Source organism: Halomonas sp. EF61 (genome assembly GCF_040147045.1).
Lineage (GTDB): Bacteria > Pseudomonadota > Gammaproteobacteria > Pseudomonadales > Halomonadaceae > Halomonas > Halomonas litopenaei.
In genome coordinates, this window is sequence record NZ_JAMSHM010000002.1 from 413,084 (window position 1) to 433,734 (window position 20,651).

Here is a 20,651-nt window from a genome sequence, read left to right on the forward strand (position 1 = left end):
CGTGATGACCTGGCGAGTCGACCTCCTGCCGCCCCCTGCCCCTCAACGCCTGAGGAGTCGCGAGATTATCAACTGACACACGGCCACGACCAAAAAGAAGCCGGTGCCGAGCCAGGTATCGGCGAGTACCGCCAACAGCAGCGATACCAGCGCGACGTACCGCACCAGTCTCGGCGCCAGCTTGCGCGACGGCCCGCCGCTGTCCGGCGTGGTGTCCGCGGCCACCGGGCGCTCCAGCCGGGCAAACAACTCGTCGACCTCTGCCTGGCGGGCGGTGCTTCTGGGCGGTGCATGGACGAAACGCGCCAGGTAGACGAAACCCACCACGCTGACGACCTGCAGCATTAGCGAGACCGCGAGCTTGATATCGACCAGTTGGGAGGGATGGATCGACGGCAGGCCGAGCCATTGGCTGAACGCCTCGACGTCGAGCCACAGATAGCTCGTGGTGGTCACCAGGATACCCACCAGTACCCCGCCCCAACCGGCCCAGTCAGGGGCGCCGGTCCTGGCGATGGACAGCATGGCCGGCAGCGCCAGCGGCATCTGGAAGATCACCCCGAACATCACCATGATGTCGAACAGGCTGAGGTGGTGGACCTGGCCCAGGGCGATGGCCAGCGTCACGATGATGCTGCCCTGAAGCACCCCGAAACTACGCCCGATGGCCACCAGGCGCTGGCCGAGCCGTTCGCTTACCCCCAGCAGCGGCGTCAGCAGGCTGATGATCACCCCGGCGTCGCGGTTGAGCGAGGTGGTGATCGGCGCCACCGTGACCGCCAGCATCGCCGCCACCACCAGCCCCAGCACCCCCGGCGGCAGAAAGTCACGGATGAAGTGGACGTAGGCGGCGTTGGCGGCGTCCTCGCCAAGCGCCGGATAGAGCGCAGCCAGATCTATGCCCGCCTGCCCGATCAGCCAGGGCGGGATAAACCAGCTTACCGGCCCCACCACGAACAGGATCGAGGCCAGGAAGGCGGCCTTGCGCGCATCGCGATCACCATTGGTGGTAAGGAAGCGATAGCTGGAGGTGGCGTTGTTGATGCTGATGCACTGCTTGACCAGCATCGCCCCCGACCACACGACCATGATGCCCAGGCTGTAGTCGTCGCCGCCGATCCAGAAGTCACGGCCGTCGCCGATCACCCTCATGTCGGTATCGGCGGCAAGCCACAGGCCGAAGCCACCGATGACGAAGGTCAGCACCGCCAGCTGGACCATCTGGATGAAGTTGTTGGCGGACACCACCCAGACCCCGCCGATCAGCGTCACGCAGATGATGACAGCACCGATCACCAGGGTGACGAAGGCCACCCGAACATCGAACACCGCGCCGAGAAACAGCGACACGCCATAGAGCGCGATGGAGGCGGTCATCAGGGTGAGAAGGATCTGGCTCGCCACATAGAAGAGCTGGGTGAACCTGCCGTAGCGCATCCGAATGATCTCGGAGTAGGTGGACACCCGCAGACGCCGAAATCGTGGTGCAAAATAGAGCGCCGCCAGCAGAAACCCAAGCGCGTTGCCCCAGAAGATCATCAGCACCGAAAAGCCATCCTCGTAGGCCTTCTGGGCGGCGCCGGTAAAGGTCCAGGCGGAGAACTGGGTCATGAAGGCAGTACTGCCCGCCATCCACCAGGGTACCCGACCTCCTCCACGGACAAAGCCGTCCGGCGTCTCGGTACGGCGGCGATAGGCGATCACCGTGCCGACGATGACCATCAAGGCGAGCAACAGTGCGACCCTGTCGAGGGTAGGCATCGGGTAATTCTCCGCTAAAAAAAAGGCCGCCCTAGCCAAAACTTCCTCGAGATGTCGGTTCCCGGAAGATAGGCTCCTCTACAGGGTCGGCCCAGGACGGCAAGCGGCCTTGTGAGGTCAAGGCCGCCTTGTTGTCGGTCATGATCGAGGACTGGTCGAAGCGAGTGCTCACTTCGCCCGACAGCGTTTCAGTAGTAGTACTTGAGGCCCACCCGAGTGCGTAGCTGACGCGTATCGGAATCGGAGCTGACGCCGACATCGGACAGATCGAAATACGGCATCCAGGAGCCGAAGCGCCGTCCGGCGCCGAAGATCGCATCGTAGGCCTCCCGGCCGTTGTCGAAGATGTCCCGGTCCTCGTTGTGGTTGTAGTTCAACTCCAGCCAGTAGCGATAATCCCCGGGACTATAGCTCATCACAAAGGTGATCTTGTTCTGCACATAGTCTTCGCGATCGTCGTCACTGTAGCTGGTGTACTGACGGCGATAACGCAGCGTGGTGGTCAGCGGCAGGCTGCTGGCACGATAGCCGATGCGAAACTGCGGCTTGAGGCTGTTGTTGCCGTCACCGAAGGTGATCGGCATGCCGGGCTGGATGTACCAGTTTTCATCGAGGGGGTACTTGATGCCCCAGTCGATCTCGCTGTCGCCACGGCCGAGGTCGGAAAAGGCGCCCTGGGTGCCATCATCTTCGCTTTGCCCAGCGAACTTGGCCTCAAGTCCGTAGTAGAAGATGCCCATGGAATCGCTGACCTTGACCCGGTTGGCGTGCTGTTCGGTGTGATGCTTGTACTCGTGTCGATAGTCGAGGGTGATCGCTTCAACGCTGGTAGAAATGACACTGGTGGACATGAACGCAGCGGAAGACAGAACACCGAGGATAAATTTCTTGCTCATTGGTTCACTCATTGTACTTGTTGCTTTGACGTCGGCTTTTTCGGCAGAGATGGCCCATCGGTCCTGAACGTATCTGGCGCCCCGCAGGGGCCGATGTTCAGACGATCGATACAAGGCCCGCTGGATAACGGCCTACCCTCTTGAGGGAAGCGAAAGCGGCCATGGTCCAGCGTCTCGAGAAAGTGATGGGCGGGGTACCGAGCCTCGCAGAGGCTCGGGTCCAGGACCGCCGACAGCAGAAGTCCGGTCTTCCTGCTGTGGTCAATATTGAGTGGCATGATGGATCTCCTTGTTGCTTGTTGTGTCTTCAAGGGTGCTAGGCGTATTCCTCCTTCTTGCTGCTGTTGGTGGTTTTCTGAATGGAGCCGATCAGTACCAGACCGATCGCCAGGATGATGCCGCCGCACACCACAAAGGTGACGCGTCCCCACAACGGATTGGGCAGCAGGAACATCAGGGTCACGCCGAGGCCGGCGACGATGATCAGGTAGCCAAGGATGTTGCGCTGACGGTTGTCCACCTCGACCTGTTCGTCCTTTCCGGTGACCACCGGGGTGTCGCGGTTGGTAAAGAAGGTGTCGACCTCGACCTGACGCTCGGAGCTGTGGCCGCGGTAGAACAGGCAGGTCGAGACGAAGAAGCCACCGGTGATCACGACGTGGGAGATGATGCCCACCGCGACCTTGAGATCGGCCCATTCACGTCCGGTCAGAGCGGTGTCGAGCTGGAAGGTGTTCTGGATGAATTCCGCCGTCATCACCACGCCGACCAGGTAGGACACGATGCCGCCGACGATCAGGGTGGCCCAGGCCGACCAGTCCGGGGTCTTGCGGATAAAGAAGCCGAGCAGTGCAGGAATCGTCATCGGCAGGCCGATCAGGGCGCCGACGTACATCATGGCGTCGAACAGGCTGAGTCCCTTGAGCGAATTGATGAACAAGGCAAAACCGATGATGGCCAGACCGAACACCGTGGACGAGATCTTGGAGACCAGTACCAGCTCCTTCTCGCTGGCGTTGGGACGCAGGATGACTTCATAGAAGTTCTTGACGAAGATGCCGGAGTTGCGATTCAGACCGGAGTCCATGGAGGACATGGTGGCGGCGAACATCGCCGAGATCAGAAGCCCGAGCATACCCGCCGGCATGTACAGCTCGACGAAGCTCATGTAGGCGAAGTCGGCCGCCTTGGCGCCGGCTTCGGGATACAGCGCCCCCAGATCGACGCCTTCACTGGCCATGAACCAGCTCGGCATGAACCAGATGAAGGGCCCCATGGTCATCAGCACGCAGGCCAGCAGGCCAGCCTTCCTGGCGTTCTTCGAGTCCTTGGCAGCCAGGTAGCGATAGGAGTTCAGCATATTGTTGGTGATGCTGAACTGCTTGATGAAGATACAGAAACCCCAGATGGCGAAGATCGACAGATAGTTGATGTTGTCGCCGACAAAGAAGTCGACCGGGAAGTTTTCGACGATATTGGTGGCACCACCGGCTTGATAGACGGCGACGATGGCGCAGGTGATGGTCACCGACATGATGATCACCATCTGCATGTAGTCCGAGGCGATAACCGCCCAGGACCCACCCGTCACCGACATGAACAGCACCACCAGACCGGTGATGATGATGGTGGTCTCCATGTCATAGCCGAACAGGCCCGACGCCACGATCGCCAGACCGTTGAGCCAGATACCCGCCGAGATGACGCTGTTGGGCATGCCTGACCAGGTGAACACCTGCTCGTTGACCTTGCCGAACCTGAGACGAATGGCCTGAATCACGGTGATCACGCGCAGTTGACGGAAGCGCGGTGCGAAATACAGATAATTCATCAGATAGCCAAAGGCATTGGCCATGAAGATGATGGCGACCGCAAAGCCATCGTCATAGGCCTTGCCGGCAGCACCGGTAAAGGTCCAGGCGCTGAACTGGGTCATGAAGGAGGTGGCGCCGACCATCCACCACAGCATCTTGCCGCCGCCGCGAAAGTAATCACTGGTATTCGAGGTAAAGGTCCTGAACATCCAGCCAATCGCAATCAGAAAGAGGAAATAGACCCCTATGATGACCGTATCGATATCTAGACTCATGTTGGCGAACTCGTGTTGTCGTTGTACTTCCACTCGGAAAACTGGAGCCAATCACTTCCGGGACATGGCGCAGCCTGAATTTCGGGCATAAGGGGGCCATGCCCGGAGAGCCGAAATTTCAGCTTTCCGAACCATTAACGCTTTTATTTCGAGGTATTACTGAACGGAGTGAGGCGTTATTGCCTCAACATAGAACGATCATTTCATATATCCCCCTCCCTTCAGACTGACGTAGTCGGAGCCGGAGGCAGCGTTCGGGTCGATGACCAGCGTCTCGCGCCTCCAGGGGAAGGTAAGCCTTACCTCGATCCGCTCATCGGCCCGGCGGTCGAACTCCACCGACTTGAGGGTCGGCCTGGCATTCAGACAGGCTTCATGGGCTTCATCAAAGTGACCGTGCTGCTCGAAGACATTGACGAACACGGTCGCCTCGGCGTGGCTTCTCGCCATGACCTTCTTCTCGTGGCGCAGATTGCGCTCAGGATCGTTGGCGCCGACCAATAGCTGCATGGCGCTCGATGGGTGCTGCGAGCGCTGGTGCCAGGTGATGAAACGATCGCCATCCAGCCAGGTCATCGCGTGGCTGCTGGGGCCTTCCTGGGAGCCCCGCTGCTCGCCCACCACCCACAGGTGCTGATAGCCATCGGCCTCTCCCAGCACCTCGAGGGTGTCGCGGGCGGCGTAGCCCCCCCACCACTTGATGACCTGGCCGGTGAAGTTGAACACGTAGTCGTAGCAGTGACGCTCATGGCCGCTGGTCTCGACGATATCGACCAGCAGCGGATGCTCGCTCAGCTCGGTCGTCAGCAGCAGGCAGTGGCGACGCAGGCTGACTCCCGGATAGGCGTCATCGGTCGAGCAGCACACCGCGGTGACACCATCCACGTCGCTGCGATCGACGAACTGCTCGATGCGCCCGGCGCTCTGATCGGCCAGGCGATGGTCGCCCCGGTGCTGACTGGCCTGGTCCACCACTACCAGGTTGTGGGCGACCGACTGCTTGGCGTAGCCCTCGTTCTCGGCCAGGTAGCGCCCGCCGAACTTGGGCTCCACGTTGACCCAGCGGCAATAGCCATACTCGTTGAGGCGCTCGCGCCCAGCGCTGAACAAGGACAGGCCCAGCAGATCGAAGTGCCCATGCCCCATGCCGTGCTGGCCCGCCGCCACCACCAGATGGTGGCGCTGCGCCCCCTCCCCCTGCTTGAGGTGAGCCTGTCCCCCTGCGCCATCACTCAGAAGTGCGCTGGGGATCGTGGCAGAGGCCGACGACCGAGCGACGGCCTCGGCCAGATCCACGCCGAAACCATGGGCCCAGGTGCCACGCTGCTGGGCCGCCATGGCGACGAGTTCCGGGTCGGCACCGTGGCGGCCAATGTGCACCGCCAGCGCGATCCGCACGCCTTCGTCGTCGATGTCCATGGTGCGCGAGGCGTCATTGAGGGCGGGAAAGGTCCCGTCCGGGTAGGCAGTCGCCAGCAGCGCCCGGATGGACTTGCTGATTCGTCCGTCAGAACATTCATGGATCGCCAGTTCGGGCCGATGCAGCGCCAGCGCCTCGGCGAACAGACACAGCGGGTGGATGGCAAAGCGGTGGTAGTAGGGCCCTTCCACGTAGTAGCCATCGGCCGAGAACAGAGTGTCGATCTGGGCCAGAAAGCCGCCGGTTTCTCCACTGCCATCATTGCCGAGGATCGCCTTGTCGACGACGTCCTGGCGGCCGATGACCAGCGCGCAGATACCCGCCGCGGCCACCGCCCACAGGCCGTGGTTGTGGATGCGATCGAAGTCGTGCTCGTAGGTGACGGTGAACATCTCGAGCATGGGCTCGAAAAGCCCTTGCTCGATGCGTGTGCGCTGGTCGTCGCTCAGGTCGTCGCGCAGCAATGAATAGCCGAGCGAGGCCCCCAGCAGCCACATCTGCTCGTTGAGAATCTGGTGGAACAGCTTGCCCGGCGGGTTGGTGTTCCTGGCCACCTGATAGGGCATGCCCCGATAGATCTCGGCGTAGGCCAGCAGCAGGTCCCGGGCAACGTCCAGACAGGCGGAATCTTCCCTCACCCGCCCCACCAGCGCGGCCTGCTCGATCAGCTTGCCGTTGTGCTTGTGGGTGTTGTGCTCGAAACTGCCCGCTTCGCCCTGCCCGGGCACCACGATCCCTGCGGCCAGGGCGTCATCGACCCGCTCGCCAAGCTCGTCCAGGGTCACGCCGAGCCGGCTCGTGCTACCGATGTGCTCGGCCATCCGCGCCAGATCGTTCCGTGTCCACAGTAGTCCCATCATCGTCTTCGACATCTTCTGACTTCTCACTGATTGTTGCCGCGGCGATGCGTCTCGCCGGTCAGACTTCCTGACGCACATCAGGGGGCGTTCTCGACGGCGCTGAGGCTGACCCAGCCATCCCAGGCCAGGCTGTTCCCGTCGATGCTGACCTGGTGATGACCACCCTGCTGTCGCGCCCAGGCCAGGTAATAGGCCTTGCCCGAGTCCAGCGTCAGGGTCACGACCAGGTGAGTCTCGTCGGCGGCCGCGATGGCCACCCGCGCAAGGCTCGGCCGCGCTCCGCGCGAGATCTCGCGCGCCTCGTTGAAGTAGCCGTGGGTCTCGATGACCGTGGCGAAGATATGCCCACGCCCCGAGGAACGCGCCATCAGGTAGGGTTCGTTGCGCAGGTTATTGTCGGGGTCGGCCGCGCCGATCAGCCCGTATCCCACGCTGAAGCGGTTGCTGGCCGCCAGGTGGGCGGTGGAGAAGGTGTCACCGTCAAGCCAGGTGACATGTGCACATTGGTCGGGCTCGATCGTCGCGCTCTCGGACAGCTTCCACAGGTGCTGGTAGCCGTTGGCGCTGCCCAGCGCCGCCGGCGCCGGGACCGGCTCGAGTGTCGGGCGTGTGGTCATCAGCTGGCCATTGATGTGCAGCGGGCTGTCGTAGCGATGCGTCTGGTCACTGTCGGCGCACTGGATGTCGACCAGCAGCGGTTCAGCGATCTCGGGCAGGCTCACCAGCGCCACGCTGCGCTGCAGCTCGACGCCTTCGTAGTAGCCGCTCAAGCGCGCGCTGACGGCCTGAACCTCCGGCCGGGAGGTCTCGAAAAACACCAGCTCGCCGTGGTTGTCACAGGCCCTGGAGGTGCTGAAGCCGTGCTGGGAGCGCTCATCAACAACCAGTGTGTTGTGGGCCACCGTCTGCTTGGCGTAGCTCTTGTTCTCGGCGGTATAGCGCCCGCCGAACTTGGGCTCGATATTGACCCAACGACAGAAGCCGTAGTCGGTGAGGGTCTCGCGGCGTCCGTTGTAGAAGCCCAGATGCAGGCCGTCGAAGTGGCCGTGATCGAGGGCGCTGTGCAAGTTGGGGTCGCTGCCGTGCTGACCGAAGGTCAGATAGGCCATGGCCTCGTGCCCCGACTCGGTGGCGGCGCGCAGCACCCCGATGCCGCCCAGGCCGCCGTCGCTGCCATCGGTGATGAACAGGCTGTCGCGCGGGGCATGCGCCTGGCCGCCGCTCTCCAGGTAGCTCGCGAGTTGCGGCAGCGTGGCGAGGTAAGAAAGCGGTGTCGACTGGTCGAGCAGGATCTCGCGCAGGGCCAGCGGCAGATCGCTCTGACGGTAGCGACCGACCAGGGTCATCGCTCCGAGGATGGCGCCCTCGTCGGCAAGCCCCATCGTCCTGGAGCTGTCGTTGATGGCGATGAATCGTCCGTCCTCGAAGGTCAGCTCATTGAGACAGGCGATCGCCTTGCCGATGATACCGTCGCGATAGCCGAAGATGCCGGTGTCGTTGCCGCTCTGATAGAGCGCCTCGGCCAGCAGGATCATCGGGCGCAGGGCAAAGCGGTGGTAGTAGGGCCCTTCCAGGTAGTAGCCGTCCGGCGAGAACAGCCGGTCGAGCTGGGCGTAGAAGCCGCCCGACACTCCGTCACCGGCGTTACCGTACAAGGAGCGATTGACCAGCTCCTTGTCGCCCAGCACCAGACCGGCGAAGGCGCCTGCGGCCACCGACCAGATGCCATGATTGTGGATGACGTCGAAGTCGTCGGCGTTGTGATCGGCGATCAACTGGACCATGGGCACCAGCAGGCGCTGTTCGATATGCCGTCGTTCCTCTTCGCTCAGCGCGTCGCGCACGTTGCTGTAGGCATCACTGCCGTACAGCAGCCACATGCTCTCGTTCAAACACTGATGAAACAGCCGACCGGGCGGATTGCTGTCCTTCGACACATGGGACGGCAGCGACTCGTAGATGTCGGCATAGCCCAGCAGCATCGACCTGACAAAGGCCAGATAGTCGGGATGTTCGGTCAACAGCCACAACTGCGAGGCAAGATGCAGCTGCTGGTAGTTCTGCTTGTGCCGGGTGTGCTCGGCGCCCCCCGCCTCCCCCTGCCCGGGGATCTGGGGGGGCTCGCCAAGACATGGACGCAGTCTTACCTGATCCAGAATGATCTGCTCCTGATACAGCGCAGGCAGGCGCTTGCTTTCGAGCGCTTCGCGCAGTTCCTGAATCTCGCTTGTGGTAAACAGCAAGGCGTTATCCATGTTCTCGACTCACTTCATCTATTCGCAGGGTGACGGTGTAACGCGGGGGCAAAGGGTCGCCGAGTCGCTACGCCGTCTGACGAAGGCGACTCGGCCTGGATGGCGGCTGCCGTCAGGGGCACATCTGGCCGCCATTGACGTCGAGCACCTGACCGGTGACGTAGCCGCTCGCCGTGTGGGAGGCCAGGAAGACATAGGCCGGGGCCAGCTCCGCCGAGGAGCCGAAGCGCCCCATGGCGATGGTGCTGCTGATCTTGTCCCGCGTGCCCTGGTCCTTGTCCTCGTGGAAGGCGGTATCGATGGTCCCGGGCGCCACCGTGTTGAAGCGGATGTTGTCCTTGGTGAACTCCTTGACCCAGTTGCGATGCAGGTTGTGGACCATGGCCTTGCTGCCACCGTACAGCGATGCTCCTGGACCGCCGCCTTCACGCGCGGCGATGGAGCCGGTGCTGATCACGCTGCTGGTTTCCCCGCTCTGCTCGGCGGACCGGCGCAGGTAGGGAATGGCGTACTTGGTCACCATCACCACCGAGCGAATATTGAGATCCAGCACCTGATCGAAGAAGGCATCGTCGATGCTCTCGAGTCCGTTGCGTCCCCCGAGGCCACCGGCATTGTTGATCAGTACATCGATGCCTCCGAGGTGCTCCGCTGCAGACTCGACCAGCGACTTGCACGCATCGCTTGAGCGCACATCGGCCTGAAAATAGGCCACATCGGCGCCTGCCTCGAACTGCTCCAGCACCGCCTGGGCGGTATCGGCAGAGCGGCTGCCATGGATCGCCACCCTGGCGCCGGCGCTGGCCAGCGACTTGGCGGCTTCCAGTCCGATGCCAGCGGTCGAGCCGGTTACCAGAATCTTCTTGCCTTTCAGATCGTCAAACATGGACTTGCCTCATGGGTTGTCATGGGAGGACGGTCGGCCGCCATTGCCAATATTTGTCATCAAGTGTCGTGCAAAAATCGCCAAACCCGCCAAGATCGTCTGTAAATAAGCATTTAGCGGCAGTCGCCAGAAGCTCGATTTGTAAATATTTGGATAGCGTTTCAGCAACGCTAGCAACGATGCATATTTTTTAAAACGCTATTTCAGATACTATTTGACTATAAGCTTATTCGAAAAACGAATTTGTAGATTTTGCGCGGGTTCCCGTTGTAGGAGATTGCAGACATACGACAAAAGACGTATAACTCGAAACCAAGAGATAAAACCCTATTTCACAATTTCTGGAATCTTGGCCCTATGGCTACTGAAGCGAAGGTCGACAACGTCACAGCGGTACTCAAGGTCATGGCGATCCTGGAGGCTCTGGATGAGGGCGGAGAATCCAGCCTGGCGGTGCTGTCCCAACGCGCCGTGATGTCAAAGAGCACCGCCTATCGCTTTGTGCAGACGCTCAAGAACCTGGGCTACGTCGCCCAGAATCCGGAAAGCGAGAAATACCGGCTGACGATGAAGGTCTTTGCGCTTGGCAGTTCGGCGCTCGGCAAGGCCGACCTGATCAAGATGGCCGATCCCGACATGGCGGCACTGTCCGAGCTGACCCGCGAAGCCGTGCACCTGGGCACCCTGGACACCTCCACCGCCGAAGTGATCTACGTGCACAAGTACAACTCTCACTTCAACCTGTGCATGCACACCCGCATCGGCGACCGTAGCCCGGCCTACACCAATTCCATCGGCAAGGCCCTGCTGGCCCACCTGCCCCCAGCACAGCTCGACGCCCTGCTCGCGAACGTCAAGTTCGAACCACGCACCCAGAACACCGTGACCACCGAAGCGGCACTGCGCGAAGAGCTGGCCGAGATCGCCGAGAGCGAGCTGTCCGAGGATCTCGAAGAGATGGATGAAGGCGTCTGCTGCTTCGCCACCCCGATCTTCGATCACACCGGGCGCGCCATCGCCGCCCTGAGCATGTCGATCCCGAGCATCCGCTACCACCAAGACAAGACTTCGGAGTACAAGCGCATTCTGGTCGAGGCCGGTCGCAACATTTCGGGCAACCTGGGCTACCTGGCGCGGCGCTGACGCGACCTCCCTGCCCTGCCGCCTGCCATGACGAAAGAAGCCGCCCCTTGGGGCGGCTTCTTTGGTTGCGGCCTGTCCCTCGCATCGAGGGCAGGTATCGCAACGGGTCAGTGCGAGTTGCGTCTCACACCAGGGTGCGGTGGCCCTTTTTCGCCTCACGACGATCGCGGGCAACGGCGCGGCAGATCAGCAGCAGCACGCCCAGGGTGAGCGCAGGCCAGATCAATACGTAAAAGCCAAAAAGCAGGGTCATGGGGAATCTCCGTCGGTGGGCGCCACCAGCCTGCGGCGCCCGTCAAACAAGGGTTCAGCGCTGGGTCGCAAGTCCTGCCGGGGCGGGCTTGGACGGGCGCTCGTCGGCTACCGTCACGGCCTCGGCGGCATCATAGTTGCCGACCCGCTCGGCGATGGTGTCGAAGTCGAACCGCTCGCGGCTGGCGAGGCTCATCACCACGCACACCAGGGTGCTGGTGCCGTAGGCGGTCAGCGACGCCAGCAGCACCGTGTACTCCCTGAGGAAACCAGTGGCGAACACCAGCATGGCGACAAAGGCAGCGAGCCCGGCGACGGCACCGGCCACGCGACCGAGGAAGCCGAACACCATCAGCGCGATGATGATGCCGCCACCGATGCTGGCCAGGAACTCGAAGCCAAGACCGGCCACACCGGTCATCGGCAGCCATTCAAAACGCGCCACGCAGAAGGTCACCATGGCCACCAGCACCGAGGTGGTGAAGGCCGCGTTGGTGACCCGGCTCCAGAAGCAGCTGGCGATCACCGGGAAAACGATGGCCCCCCACAGTGCCCCGACGAAGACCAGCATCACCAGGATATCCAGCGAGAAGCTGGCGAAGACGATACCGATGGCGGTGGCCACGATCATGGTGATGCGCCCTACCAGCAGCATGCGGCGGGGGTCGGCCTTGCCTCGAGCGATGTTCTTGCCGTAGACGTCGGCCATCATGATCGCCGACAGCGCCGACAGGTCGGAATCGGCGGTCGAGGACAGGGAGCCGATCACCAGAATAAAGAAGGCAGCGATGAACACCGGCGGCAGGTAGCTGGACACCATCTGTGGGATCAGGTTGTTCATGTCACCGTTGAGCGGCTCGACCCCCAGGGTCAGCGCCATCAGGCCGATCATGCCAAGGCCGATGACGATGGCACCGTAGCCCACGGTGGCGGTGAGGAAGGTCGGCTTGATGTGGTCCTCGTTCACCGCGAACAGACGCTGGGAGATGGTCTGGTTACCGATGGCATAGGCCAGTACCGCAACGAAGAAGGGTGCGCCCTGATTGAGGATGGCGTCCATCGAGAAGAAGTTGGCCTGCTCGGCGGTGAGGTTGTCGAGCCCGGCCACCAGTTCAGTGGGCCCGCCCATGGCGAAGAACACCGCCGGGATGATCACCACGGCGATCGCCATCAGCGCCACCAGTTGGGCGAAGTCCGTCAACACCGAGGCGCGGAAGCCCGACCACAGCGTGTACAGCAGCACCCCGACACCGGCGATGATGACGCCGGCCTGGAACGACAGCGGCGAAAGCACCGATACCAGCGCCCCGGCGGCAGTGAAGTTGACCATCAGGCTGATGATGCTGCCCAGCAGGTTCGATAGCGCCAGGATCAGCTGGCTGGAGGAGCCGTGGCGCGCGTGGATCAGCTCGCCCAGGGTGTGGGCGTTGGGCGCCAGCCGCCGGAAGCGGCGGCCGAACGGATAGATGAACAGGATCATCAGCGCGCCCCACAGCCCGTAGTGGATCGGGCCGGACACACCATAGGTATAGCCGGAGGTGGCAGCGGCGTAGAAAGAAGCGGCCCAGATCCAGGTGGCCGTCATGCTGGCGGCACCAATGCCGAAGCCGACCCGGTGGTTCGAGACCATGAAGGCGTCGGCGTCTTCCTTCTTCTTGCGGATGCTCAGGGTCAGCAGGTAGGTGCCGCCATAAAAAGCGATCATCAACAGGATGACCGTCAGGGTCGAAAACTGGTGGAGGGAGGCGCTATTCAAGGGCAATTCTCTTGTTGGTGGAACACAGGCGAGCGACGGTTCATGCGAACGCATGCCGGCACTTCACCGCGAAAAACTCACTAGACGAGCACGACAACGCCAAAGGAATACCGCCCACGAAAAGGACGAAACTTCCTCAGGATCATCGAAGTCTCAAGGGCCGAAATAAAACGGATTACTGCCGCTTTTTCGGTACAGAAAGGCGTCGGGACGCGCCGCAGCACATGGCCAGCCATTGCAGCAGGGGCAGGCGGGCCGATATTGCGACAACCGGCGGGGCGTATCGAAGACGCCAGCAGACCACTGGTGGGTCAGGGAGGCGGGCGGCGCGGCATGCAGCGGCCCTGGTCGGTGTAGTGGGGCGACATCTCGGTCCTCTCCAGCGACAACGCAGGAACAGCATTAGACAAGACAAACAGGTCCCCGCCGGGCCATTGGCCCCGGGGTAATCCAGTCGGGAAGGTGCCATATCCATCCAGCGATGGCACTTCTCCTGGCGGTATAACGCCAGCTTGGCATCGGATCGCGAGCCAGGATAAGGGCTCGGCGTCCAGAGCGACGTGAGGCCTGTAAAAAACGGGATAAAACCATCGCTGCGGCGCACATACCCTACTGTGCTGTGCAGAAAATGTCCAACCTGACGGACGAAGGATAATTTACCCATTTTCGACCAGACGTCAAGATAGCGAAATTCCCGCGGCTCGCGGCGTAACCTTTCCTGCATTAAACCCAGTAACGCCCCCCCTGAATCTGCTTCGGCAATAGACGGATACACCAGAAAAAATCAAGCGAACGATAGCGTTGAATTCGATGCTCCCAGAACGATTTCTCGCACGCGACAGAATACCCGCTTGGACCTGGTACGCGTCGGTTACGGCCGCGAGTTCGACCAACTACGATGCTATGGAGTCGTCGTCGGGTCAGCGTGCTGGACGGCCAAGATGAGTTCGGGCGTTCGTGGCAGAGCGTCAAACGATGCCTTGCCGGCAACAACATGGCGCCCCTTGCCGATCAGCGGTACGCCGGACACACTGACGATTAGCGGCGGCGATGGACTGGCGCCGCGGTACCCCATCCGACAACAGACTTCCGTCGCCCCCTCCCCCGGACAAGCGAGGCCGCCGTGACCACATCGACTCCCACTTCCACCCTGTCGGCGGCCTGGAGCCTCTGGGCGCTGCTGCTCGGCGTAGGCCTGCTGATGCTCGGCAATGGCCTGCAGGGCAGCCTGCTCGGGGTGCGCGCCGCCGAGGAATCCTTCGGCAACACGGTCACCGGTCTAGTGATGTCGGCCTACTTCGTCGGCTTTCTGGCCGGCTCCACCCTGACCCCACGCAAGCTTCGCGACGTCGGCCATACCCGGGTGTTCGCCGCCCTGGCCTCGATCACCTCCATCGCCATCCTGGTCCACGTCATGTTCATCGACCCCTGGGTGTGGGCGGCGATGCGGTTAATGACCGGCTTCGCCTACGCCGGGCTCTACGTGGTGACCGAAAGCTGGCTCAACGGCCACGCCAGCAACCACCTGCGCGGGCGTCTGCTGGCGTTCTACATGGTCATCAGCTATCTCGGCATGGGCGGCGGCCAGTTGCTGCTGAACGTGGCGGACCCCAGCGGCATCCTGCTGTTCTTGATCGTCTCGATACTGATGTCGCTGGCGCTGGTGCCGATCCTGTTGAGCTACACCCCGCAGCCGGACACCAGCCAGCCCGAGGCGATGAACCTGCTGCGCCTGTATCGACTGTCGCCGCTGGGCACCCTCGGCTGCCTGCTGACCGGGATCGCCAACGGTACTGTGTTTGGCATGGGCGCGGTGTTTGCCGCCAACCATGGGCTGGAAACCCACCAGATCGCCGCCTTCATGGGGGCGTTCATCCTCGGTGGGGCGCTGTTTCAATGGCCCCTGGGCAAGCTCTCCGACAAGACCGATCGCCAGTGGGTGATCCTCATCGTCGCCGCCCTGGCCACCGCCTTCTCGCTGGCCGGGCTGCTGTTCGACCAGGGCGCAAGCCATGCGCTGACGCTGCTCGGCGTGCTGCTGGGCGGCACCACCCTGACGCTCTATTCGCTGTTTCTCGCCTGCGCCAATGACGTCCTGACACCGCAGCAGACGGTGTCCGCCAGCAGCAGTCTGGTGCTGGCGCTCGGCATCGGCGCCATCCTCGGCCCGCTAAGCACGGGGCTGTTGATGGACCTGCTGGGCTCTGCCGGCTTTCTGTGGGACCTGGCGCTGATCCACGCGCTTATCGTGGTCTTCGGCGGCTACTGCCTGTGGCGCTATCCGAACCAGCCGTCGGACACCCACGGCCACTATGTCGCGGTCCCCGCCGGCACCGCCTCCCTGGGGGCGACCTGGGTCGAGGAAGCGGCCGACGATCCGGTGCAGCTCGACCTGGAACTCATGGACGCGGACGAGGAGTCCTCCCTGGAGGAAGGCCCGGCGAGCGCCGCCGAACCCGGGCGCAGCTGACAGGCCCCTGCCGAACGCGCCCGCCAGAACACGCCTACCGTCGTCTTTCCCCGCCAGCGCCTTGCGCTGGCGGGCCTCGCATCACCGCCAATGTCCCTTCCCACCTCCAGCGGCGTCTTCTACCGCCGGCCGCCTTCTGCCAGATCGTCGTCTTGCCTGGTCGTCGCCGCGCCTGGTCGTTAGCCATCAGCTGCTTGCCTGCCTCTCTGCCTCTCTGCTTCTTGCCTGGCCTGCTCTTGGTTCCTGACCTTCTCCGCTTGCTCGGCCCCAGCACCAGGCCAATGGTGCCACTTCGCCAAAAAGTTCTGCCGTTTTGTGCATTTGTGGCATCTCGCATAGACAACTTGGCAGCGCTCATAAACACCCGCCAATAGAAACGTGAATAATTTGCATTCTTAAAACATAAACAGGGAACCCCTTTCGTGCCGTACCATTCCGCTCCCCTCACCTGCCTTGTTCCAAGCCGTCTCGTTCCTGGCCACCTCGTTCCTGGCCGCCTGGCTATCGCCATTGCCCTGGCCTCCGGTGCCGCCCTGTCGACCCCGGTGCTGGCCCAGGACGCCGAGCAACTCGCCAGCATGACCGTGGTCGGTGACGATCTGCGTGCCACCACCGAATCGACCGAGAGCTACCAGGTGGCCTCCAGCACCAGCGCCAACGGCCTGACGCTGACGCCGCGCCAGACGCCACAGTCGGTCAGCTTCCTGACCCGCCAGCAGATGGACGACGAGGCCATCACCAGCACCACCGAGGCGGTGGAACGGCTGCCCGGCGTCTCGGCGATCCGTCTGGACGGCACTCGCACCAGCTTCCAGTCCCGCGGCTACACCATTCGCAACTTCCAGTTCGATGGCCTGCAGAGCAATACCAGCGCGTTCTGGCCGTTCGGCGACGCCGAGTGGGACACCGCCATCTACGACCGGGTCGAGGTCGTGCGCGGCGCCACCGGCCTGATGACCGGGGTCGGCGATCCTTCCGCCACCGTCAACTTTGTGCGCAAGAAGCCGCTGGACGAGGCGGCAGGTAGCGTGACTGCCGCGGTGGGCCGCTGGGACCGGGGGCGCGGCGTGGTCGATGTCAGCACTCCGCTGGACAGCGAAGGGCGCGTCGGCGTGCGCTTCGTGGCGGCCAAGGACAGCTCGGACAGCTTCATGGACGGCGTCGAGAACGACCGCGAGACCCTTTACGGGGTGATCGCCGCCGAGCTGACCGACAACACCGAGCTCAGTGTGGGCATCGAGTACCAGCACTACGACCAGGACGGCGCCTACATTGGCGTGCCGCAGTACTACCTGGACGGTGGCCGTACCGACTTCGACCGCTCCACCGCCAACAACACCGACTGGGCCAACTTCTTCACCGAGAACACCCGCGCCTTCGTCGACCTGACCCACCACTTCGACAATGGCTGGTCCGCCCGCGCCGCCTACAGCTACGGCGACGCCAACTATGGCCTGACCTACAACTACCGCGGCGGCTATCCGGATCGCGAGACCGGTGTGCTCTACTACACGCCCAGCTACGCCACCGAATCCTACCTGGTCGACTATCGCGGCGATCGCACCCAGAAGAATCTGCATGTCAGCGCCGAAGGTCCCTTCACCCTGTTCGGCCGCGAGCATCAGCTCGGCTTCGGCTACATGGACCTGCACGAGGACTACCAGATCAACAGTCGCGGCCCGGCCGGCGACGTGCCGGCGCTGGGCAGCTTCAGCGACCGCAACGACCCGGCCCTGGCAGAACCGGTCTGGGGCGAGTGGGGCCTGACCGATGACACCGTGACCGAACAGCAGGGCTACTACGCGGTATCCCGCTTCTCGCTGGCAGACCCGGTGCACTTTATCGTCGGCGCGCGCATGACCGACTGGAAGATCGACCAGGACTATCGCGGCGAGCGTGAGTACGAATACGACAACGAGTTCACCCCCTACGCGGGTCTGATCGTCGACATCACCGACGACCTCAGCGCCTACGCCAGCTACACCGAGATCTTCAACACCCAGAGCGAGCGCTCGCCCAGCGGCGCCCTGCTGGATCCGCTGGAAGGCATCAACTACGAGGCCGGTCTCAAGGCCGAGCTGTTCGACGACCGTGCCGACGTGTCCTTCGCGGTGTTCCACAGCCAGCAGGACAATCTGGCGGTGGAAATCCCCGGGGTCTTCGTGGCGGGCACCACCGACCAGGCCTACACCACCACCGACGGCGCCGAGGTCGAAGGCTTTGAGCTCGAGATCGCAGGCGAGGTGGCCGACGGCGTCAACCTGTCCGCCAGCTACGCCCTGGTGGACGCCGAGGACGCCGACGGTGAGCAGCTCAACACCAGCTATGCCCGCCAGCAGGCCAAGCTGTTCGCCAGCTGGCAGCTGCCTGGCCGCTGGTCGAACCTGACCCTCGGCGGCGGTGCGCGCTGGCAGGGTGACACCTACCGCGACAACGACACCCCCAACGGCACCGAGAAGATCGGTCAGGGTGACGTCTTTGTCGCCGATGCCATGGCCCGCTATCGCATCAACGACAGCATGAGCGCCCAGCTCAACGTCACCAACCTGTTCGACGAGGAGTACTACTCGCAGCTCGGCTTCTATAGCCAGGGTATCTATGGCGAGCCGCGCAGCGCGCTGCTGAGCCTGACCTACGACTTCTAGTGCCCTGGAACGCCGAAACCTCGACATCCGCGTCGGGCGCTGTGCGCCCGACTGGCACTCGCGACACCACTGTCAAACCGGCTCTCCTGCGAGAGCCGGTCATCGCCTCTACAAGGAAGATCCCATGCCCCTGATCCACCCACGCTGGCCGCTCGGCCTTGTGTTACTCGCCGCCGTCCAGCCTGTCCTCGCCGCTGGCGACGATGGCTATCCGATCGAAATCGAGCACGCGCTCGGCGTCACCGTGATCGAGGAAAAGCCCGAACGGGTCGCCACGGTGGCCTGGGCCAACCACGAGGTGCCGCTGGCGCTCGGAGTGGTGCCGGTGGGGTTTCCCGCCACCACCTTCGGCGATGACGATGGCGATGGCCTCTGGCCCTGGGTGGAGCAGCGCCTTGACGAGCTCGACGCCGGCCCTCCCAACCTGTTCGACGAAGGCGATGGCATCGACTTCGAGGCGGTGGCCGCGAGCCAGCCCGACGTTATCCTGGCGGCCTATTCCGCCCTCAGCCGCTCCGACTACGACACCCTCAGCAAGATCGCCCCGGTGGTGGCCTACCCCGAAGCCCCCTGGTCGTCGGGCTGGCGCGACATGATCCGGCTCAACAGCGCAGGCATGGGCATGGCCGAGGAAGGCGAGGCCTTGATCGCACGCCTGGAGGCCCAGGTGGAGCAGCAGATCACCGAGCACCCGGAACTCGCCGGCAAGAGCGCCATGCTGATCAGCCATATCAAGCCCACCGACCTCAGTCAGATCAACTTCTACAACGACAACGACGCCCGGGTGCGCTTCTTGCACGAGATCGGCCTGACCTCGCCCCAGTTCGTCACCGACAGCTCCGTTGACGGCCGTTTCGCCGGCTCCATCAGCGCCGAGCGTATCGACGAGATTGCCGATGTCGACATCATCATCACCTATGGTGGCGAGCCGCTGGTGGAGCGACTCAACGAGCATATGCTGACCTCGCGCCTGCCCGCGGTGGAACAGGGCTCGCTGGTGCTGCTCGGCAACAATCCCACAGGAACCGCGGCCAACCCGACGCCGCTGTCGATTCCCTGGGTACTCGACGACTACGTCGAACGACTGGCCGAAGCCGCTCGCAAGCGTCAGCAACCCTGAATCAAGCGTCAGCAACCCTGATTGGAGCGTCTGGACGGGATGGATACGTACAAATGAGCAGGAAGGGAAGGATATGAAGGCAAGGCCGCTGGCGCCTGGCAGGACAGGCCATTCGGGCCCGACCGGCGTCTATCTGCTGCTGGCGGCGCTGGCCGCCAGCGTCATGATGTCGGTGGTCATCGGCGCCAGGCCGACGGATCTGACCGCGCTCATGGGTCTGCTGGATGGGCGTATCGACTCCATCGACGAAGCGGCAATCGCCAGCCGTCTGCCCCGCACCCTGCTGGCGTTGCTGGCGGGGGCCGCGCTGGCCGTGTCCGGGGCGACCATGCAAGGCCTGACCCGCAACCCTCTGGCCGATCCAGGCCTGCTCGGGGTCAACGCCGGCGCCGCGCTGGCAGTCGTCATCGGCATCGCCTGGTTCGATATGCAGCAGGCCTCTCGTTACATCTGGGTGGCCATCGCCGGCGCCAGTGCACTGCTGGTCTACCTGGTGGCCAACCTCGGACGAGGCGGCGCCACCCCTCTCAGGCTGGCGCTGAGCGGCGCGGTGGTGACCGCCGCCCTGACCTCGCTGACCTCCGCGGTGATTCTGCCCCACGCCGACATCGCCGGGCTGATCCATTCCTGGCTGATCGGCGGCGTCGGCGGCGCTACCCTCGATCGCATCACCCCGGTGCTGCCCTTCCTGGCCCTGGGCCTTGCCGCGTCGCTGCTGGCGGCGCGCAAGCTCAACCTGATGGCGCTGGGCGATGAGGCGGCGACCGGCCTCGGCGAGCGCGTGGCCCTGGCCCGAGCGCTGGCCGCGGTGGGGGCCATCCTGCTGTGCGGGGCGACCACCGCGGCCTGTGGTCCCATCGGATTCGTCGGCCTGGTAGTGCCCCACGCGCTGCGCCTGCTGGTCGGTGCCGACTACCGCCGCCTGCTGCCGCTGTGTGCCCTCGGCGGCGCCCTGCTGGTCATGCTTGCCGACACTCTGGGCCGGGTGCTGGTCCGACCGGCAGAACTCGACGTCGGTATTGTCACCGCCCTGCTCGGCGGTCCGGTCTTCATCTGGATCGTCCGCCGCCACACGCTGAGGTCACTGTGACGACGACA

At 63.3% G+C, this 20,651-nt stretch carries 13 protein-coding genes; 5 read left to right on the forward strand and 8 right to left on the reverse strand.

All coding sequences use genetic code 11. From position 1 onward, the window contains the following. Positions 1 to 42: 42 nt before the first annotated feature. From NFI08_RS10780 to NFI08_RS10805, 6 genes are all read right to left on the reverse strand, one after another. A complete protein-coding gene (locus NFI08_RS10780; protein WP_108449884.1) occupies positions 43 to 1,761 on the reverse strand; it encodes a sodium:solute symporter family transporter in 1,719 nt (572 codons plus the stop codon). A 188-nt stretch (positions 1,762 to 1,949) separates the two neighbouring features. Beyond that, positions 1,950 to 2,657, reverse strand: coding sequence for an oligogalacturonate-specific porin KdgM family protein (locus NFI08_RS10785; RefSeq protein WP_162816532.1), 708 nt, complete (start codon positions 2,655 to 2,657; stop codon positions 1,950 to 1,952). Positions 2,658 to 2,973: 316 nt separating this feature from the next. Beyond that, positions 2,974 to 4,746 (reverse strand): sodium:solute symporter family transporter, encoded by a 1,773-nt coding sequence (locus tag NFI08_RS10790; protein ID WP_108449881.1) that lies wholly within the window; start codon positions 4,744 to 4,746, stop codon positions 2,974 to 2,976. Positions 4,747 to 4,944: 198 nt separating this feature from the next. Continuing rightward, a complete protein-coding gene (locus tag NFI08_RS10795; RefSeq protein WP_162816531.1) occupies positions 4,945 to 7,038 on the reverse strand; it encodes a heparinase II/III domain-containing protein in 2,094 nt (697 codons plus the stop codon). A 65-nt stretch (positions 7,039 to 7,103) separates the two neighbouring features. Next, positions 7,104 to 9,281 (reverse strand): heparinase II/III domain-containing protein, encoded by a 2,178-nt coding sequence (locus tag NFI08_RS10800; RefSeq protein WP_108449879.1) that lies wholly within the window; start codon positions 9,279 to 9,281, stop codon positions 7,104 to 7,106. 112 nt (positions 9,282 to 9,393) lie between these two features. Continuing rightward, positions 9,394 to 10,167 (reverse strand): SDR family NAD(P)-dependent oxidoreductase, encoded by a 774-nt coding sequence (locus NFI08_RS10805; RefSeq protein ID WP_108449878.1) that lies wholly within the window; start codon positions 10,165 to 10,167, stop codon positions 9,394 to 9,396. 357 nt (positions 10,168 to 10,524) lie between these two features. On the opposite strand from NFI08_RS10805, the gene kdgR reads away from it, so the two are divergent. After that, entirely contained in the window at positions 10,525 to 11,310 is a 786-nt protein-coding gene (gene kdgR / locus NFI08_RS10810) for a DNA-binding transcriptional regulator KdgR (RefSeq protein WP_108449877.1), read from the forward strand. 124 nt (positions 11,311 to 11,434) lie between these two features. Here kdgR and NFI08_RS10815 read toward each other — a convergent pair whose 3' ends face one another. Together NFI08_RS10815 and NFI08_RS10820 are read right to left on the reverse strand one after the other, a co-directional pair. Continuing rightward, positions 11,435 to 11,563, reverse strand: coding sequence for a putative transporter small subunit (locus tag NFI08_RS10815; RefSeq protein ID WP_213228344.1), 129 nt, complete (start codon positions 11,561 to 11,563; stop codon positions 11,435 to 11,437). 54 nt (positions 11,564 to 11,617) lie between these two features. Beyond that, positions 11,618 to 13,267: a sodium:solute symporter family protein gene (locus NFI08_RS10820; protein WP_483234338.1), complete on the reverse strand. Its 1,650-nt coding sequence runs from the start codon at positions 13,265 to 13,267 to the stop codon at positions 11,618 to 11,620. A gap of 1,174 nt (positions 13,268 to 14,441) precedes the next feature. Between NFI08_RS10820 and NFI08_RS10825 the strand changes: the two genes are divergently transcribed. The 4 genes from NFI08_RS10825 (at position 14,442) to NFI08_RS10840 (ending at position 20,643) form a co-directional block, all read left to right on the forward strand. After that, positions 14,442 to 15,788, forward strand: coding sequence for an MFS transporter (locus NFI08_RS10825; protein WP_349589278.1), 1,347 nt, complete (start codon positions 14,442 to 14,444; stop codon positions 15,786 to 15,788). A gap of 422 nt (positions 15,789 to 16,210) precedes the next feature. Further along, positions 16,211 to 18,433, forward strand: a complete 2,223-nt coding sequence (locus NFI08_RS10830; RefSeq protein ID WP_349589281.1) for a TonB-dependent siderophore receptor — start codon at positions 16,211 to 16,213, stop codon at positions 18,431 to 18,433. A gap of 124 nt (positions 18,434 to 18,557) precedes the next feature. Next, on the forward strand, positions 18,558 to 19,553 hold the full coding sequence (locus NFI08_RS10835) for an iron-siderophore ABC transporter substrate-binding protein (protein WP_045990933.1): 996 nt from the start codon (positions 18,558 to 18,560) through the stop codon (positions 19,551 to 19,553). Between the two features lie 73 nt (positions 19,554 to 19,626). Beyond that, complete coding sequence (locus tag NFI08_RS10840; RefSeq protein ID WP_349589284.1) at positions 19,627 to 20,643, forward strand: FecCD family ABC transporter permease; 1,017 nt, start codon at positions 19,627 to 19,629, stop codon at positions 20,641 to 20,643. Positions 20,644 to 20,651: the final 8 nt, after the last annotated feature.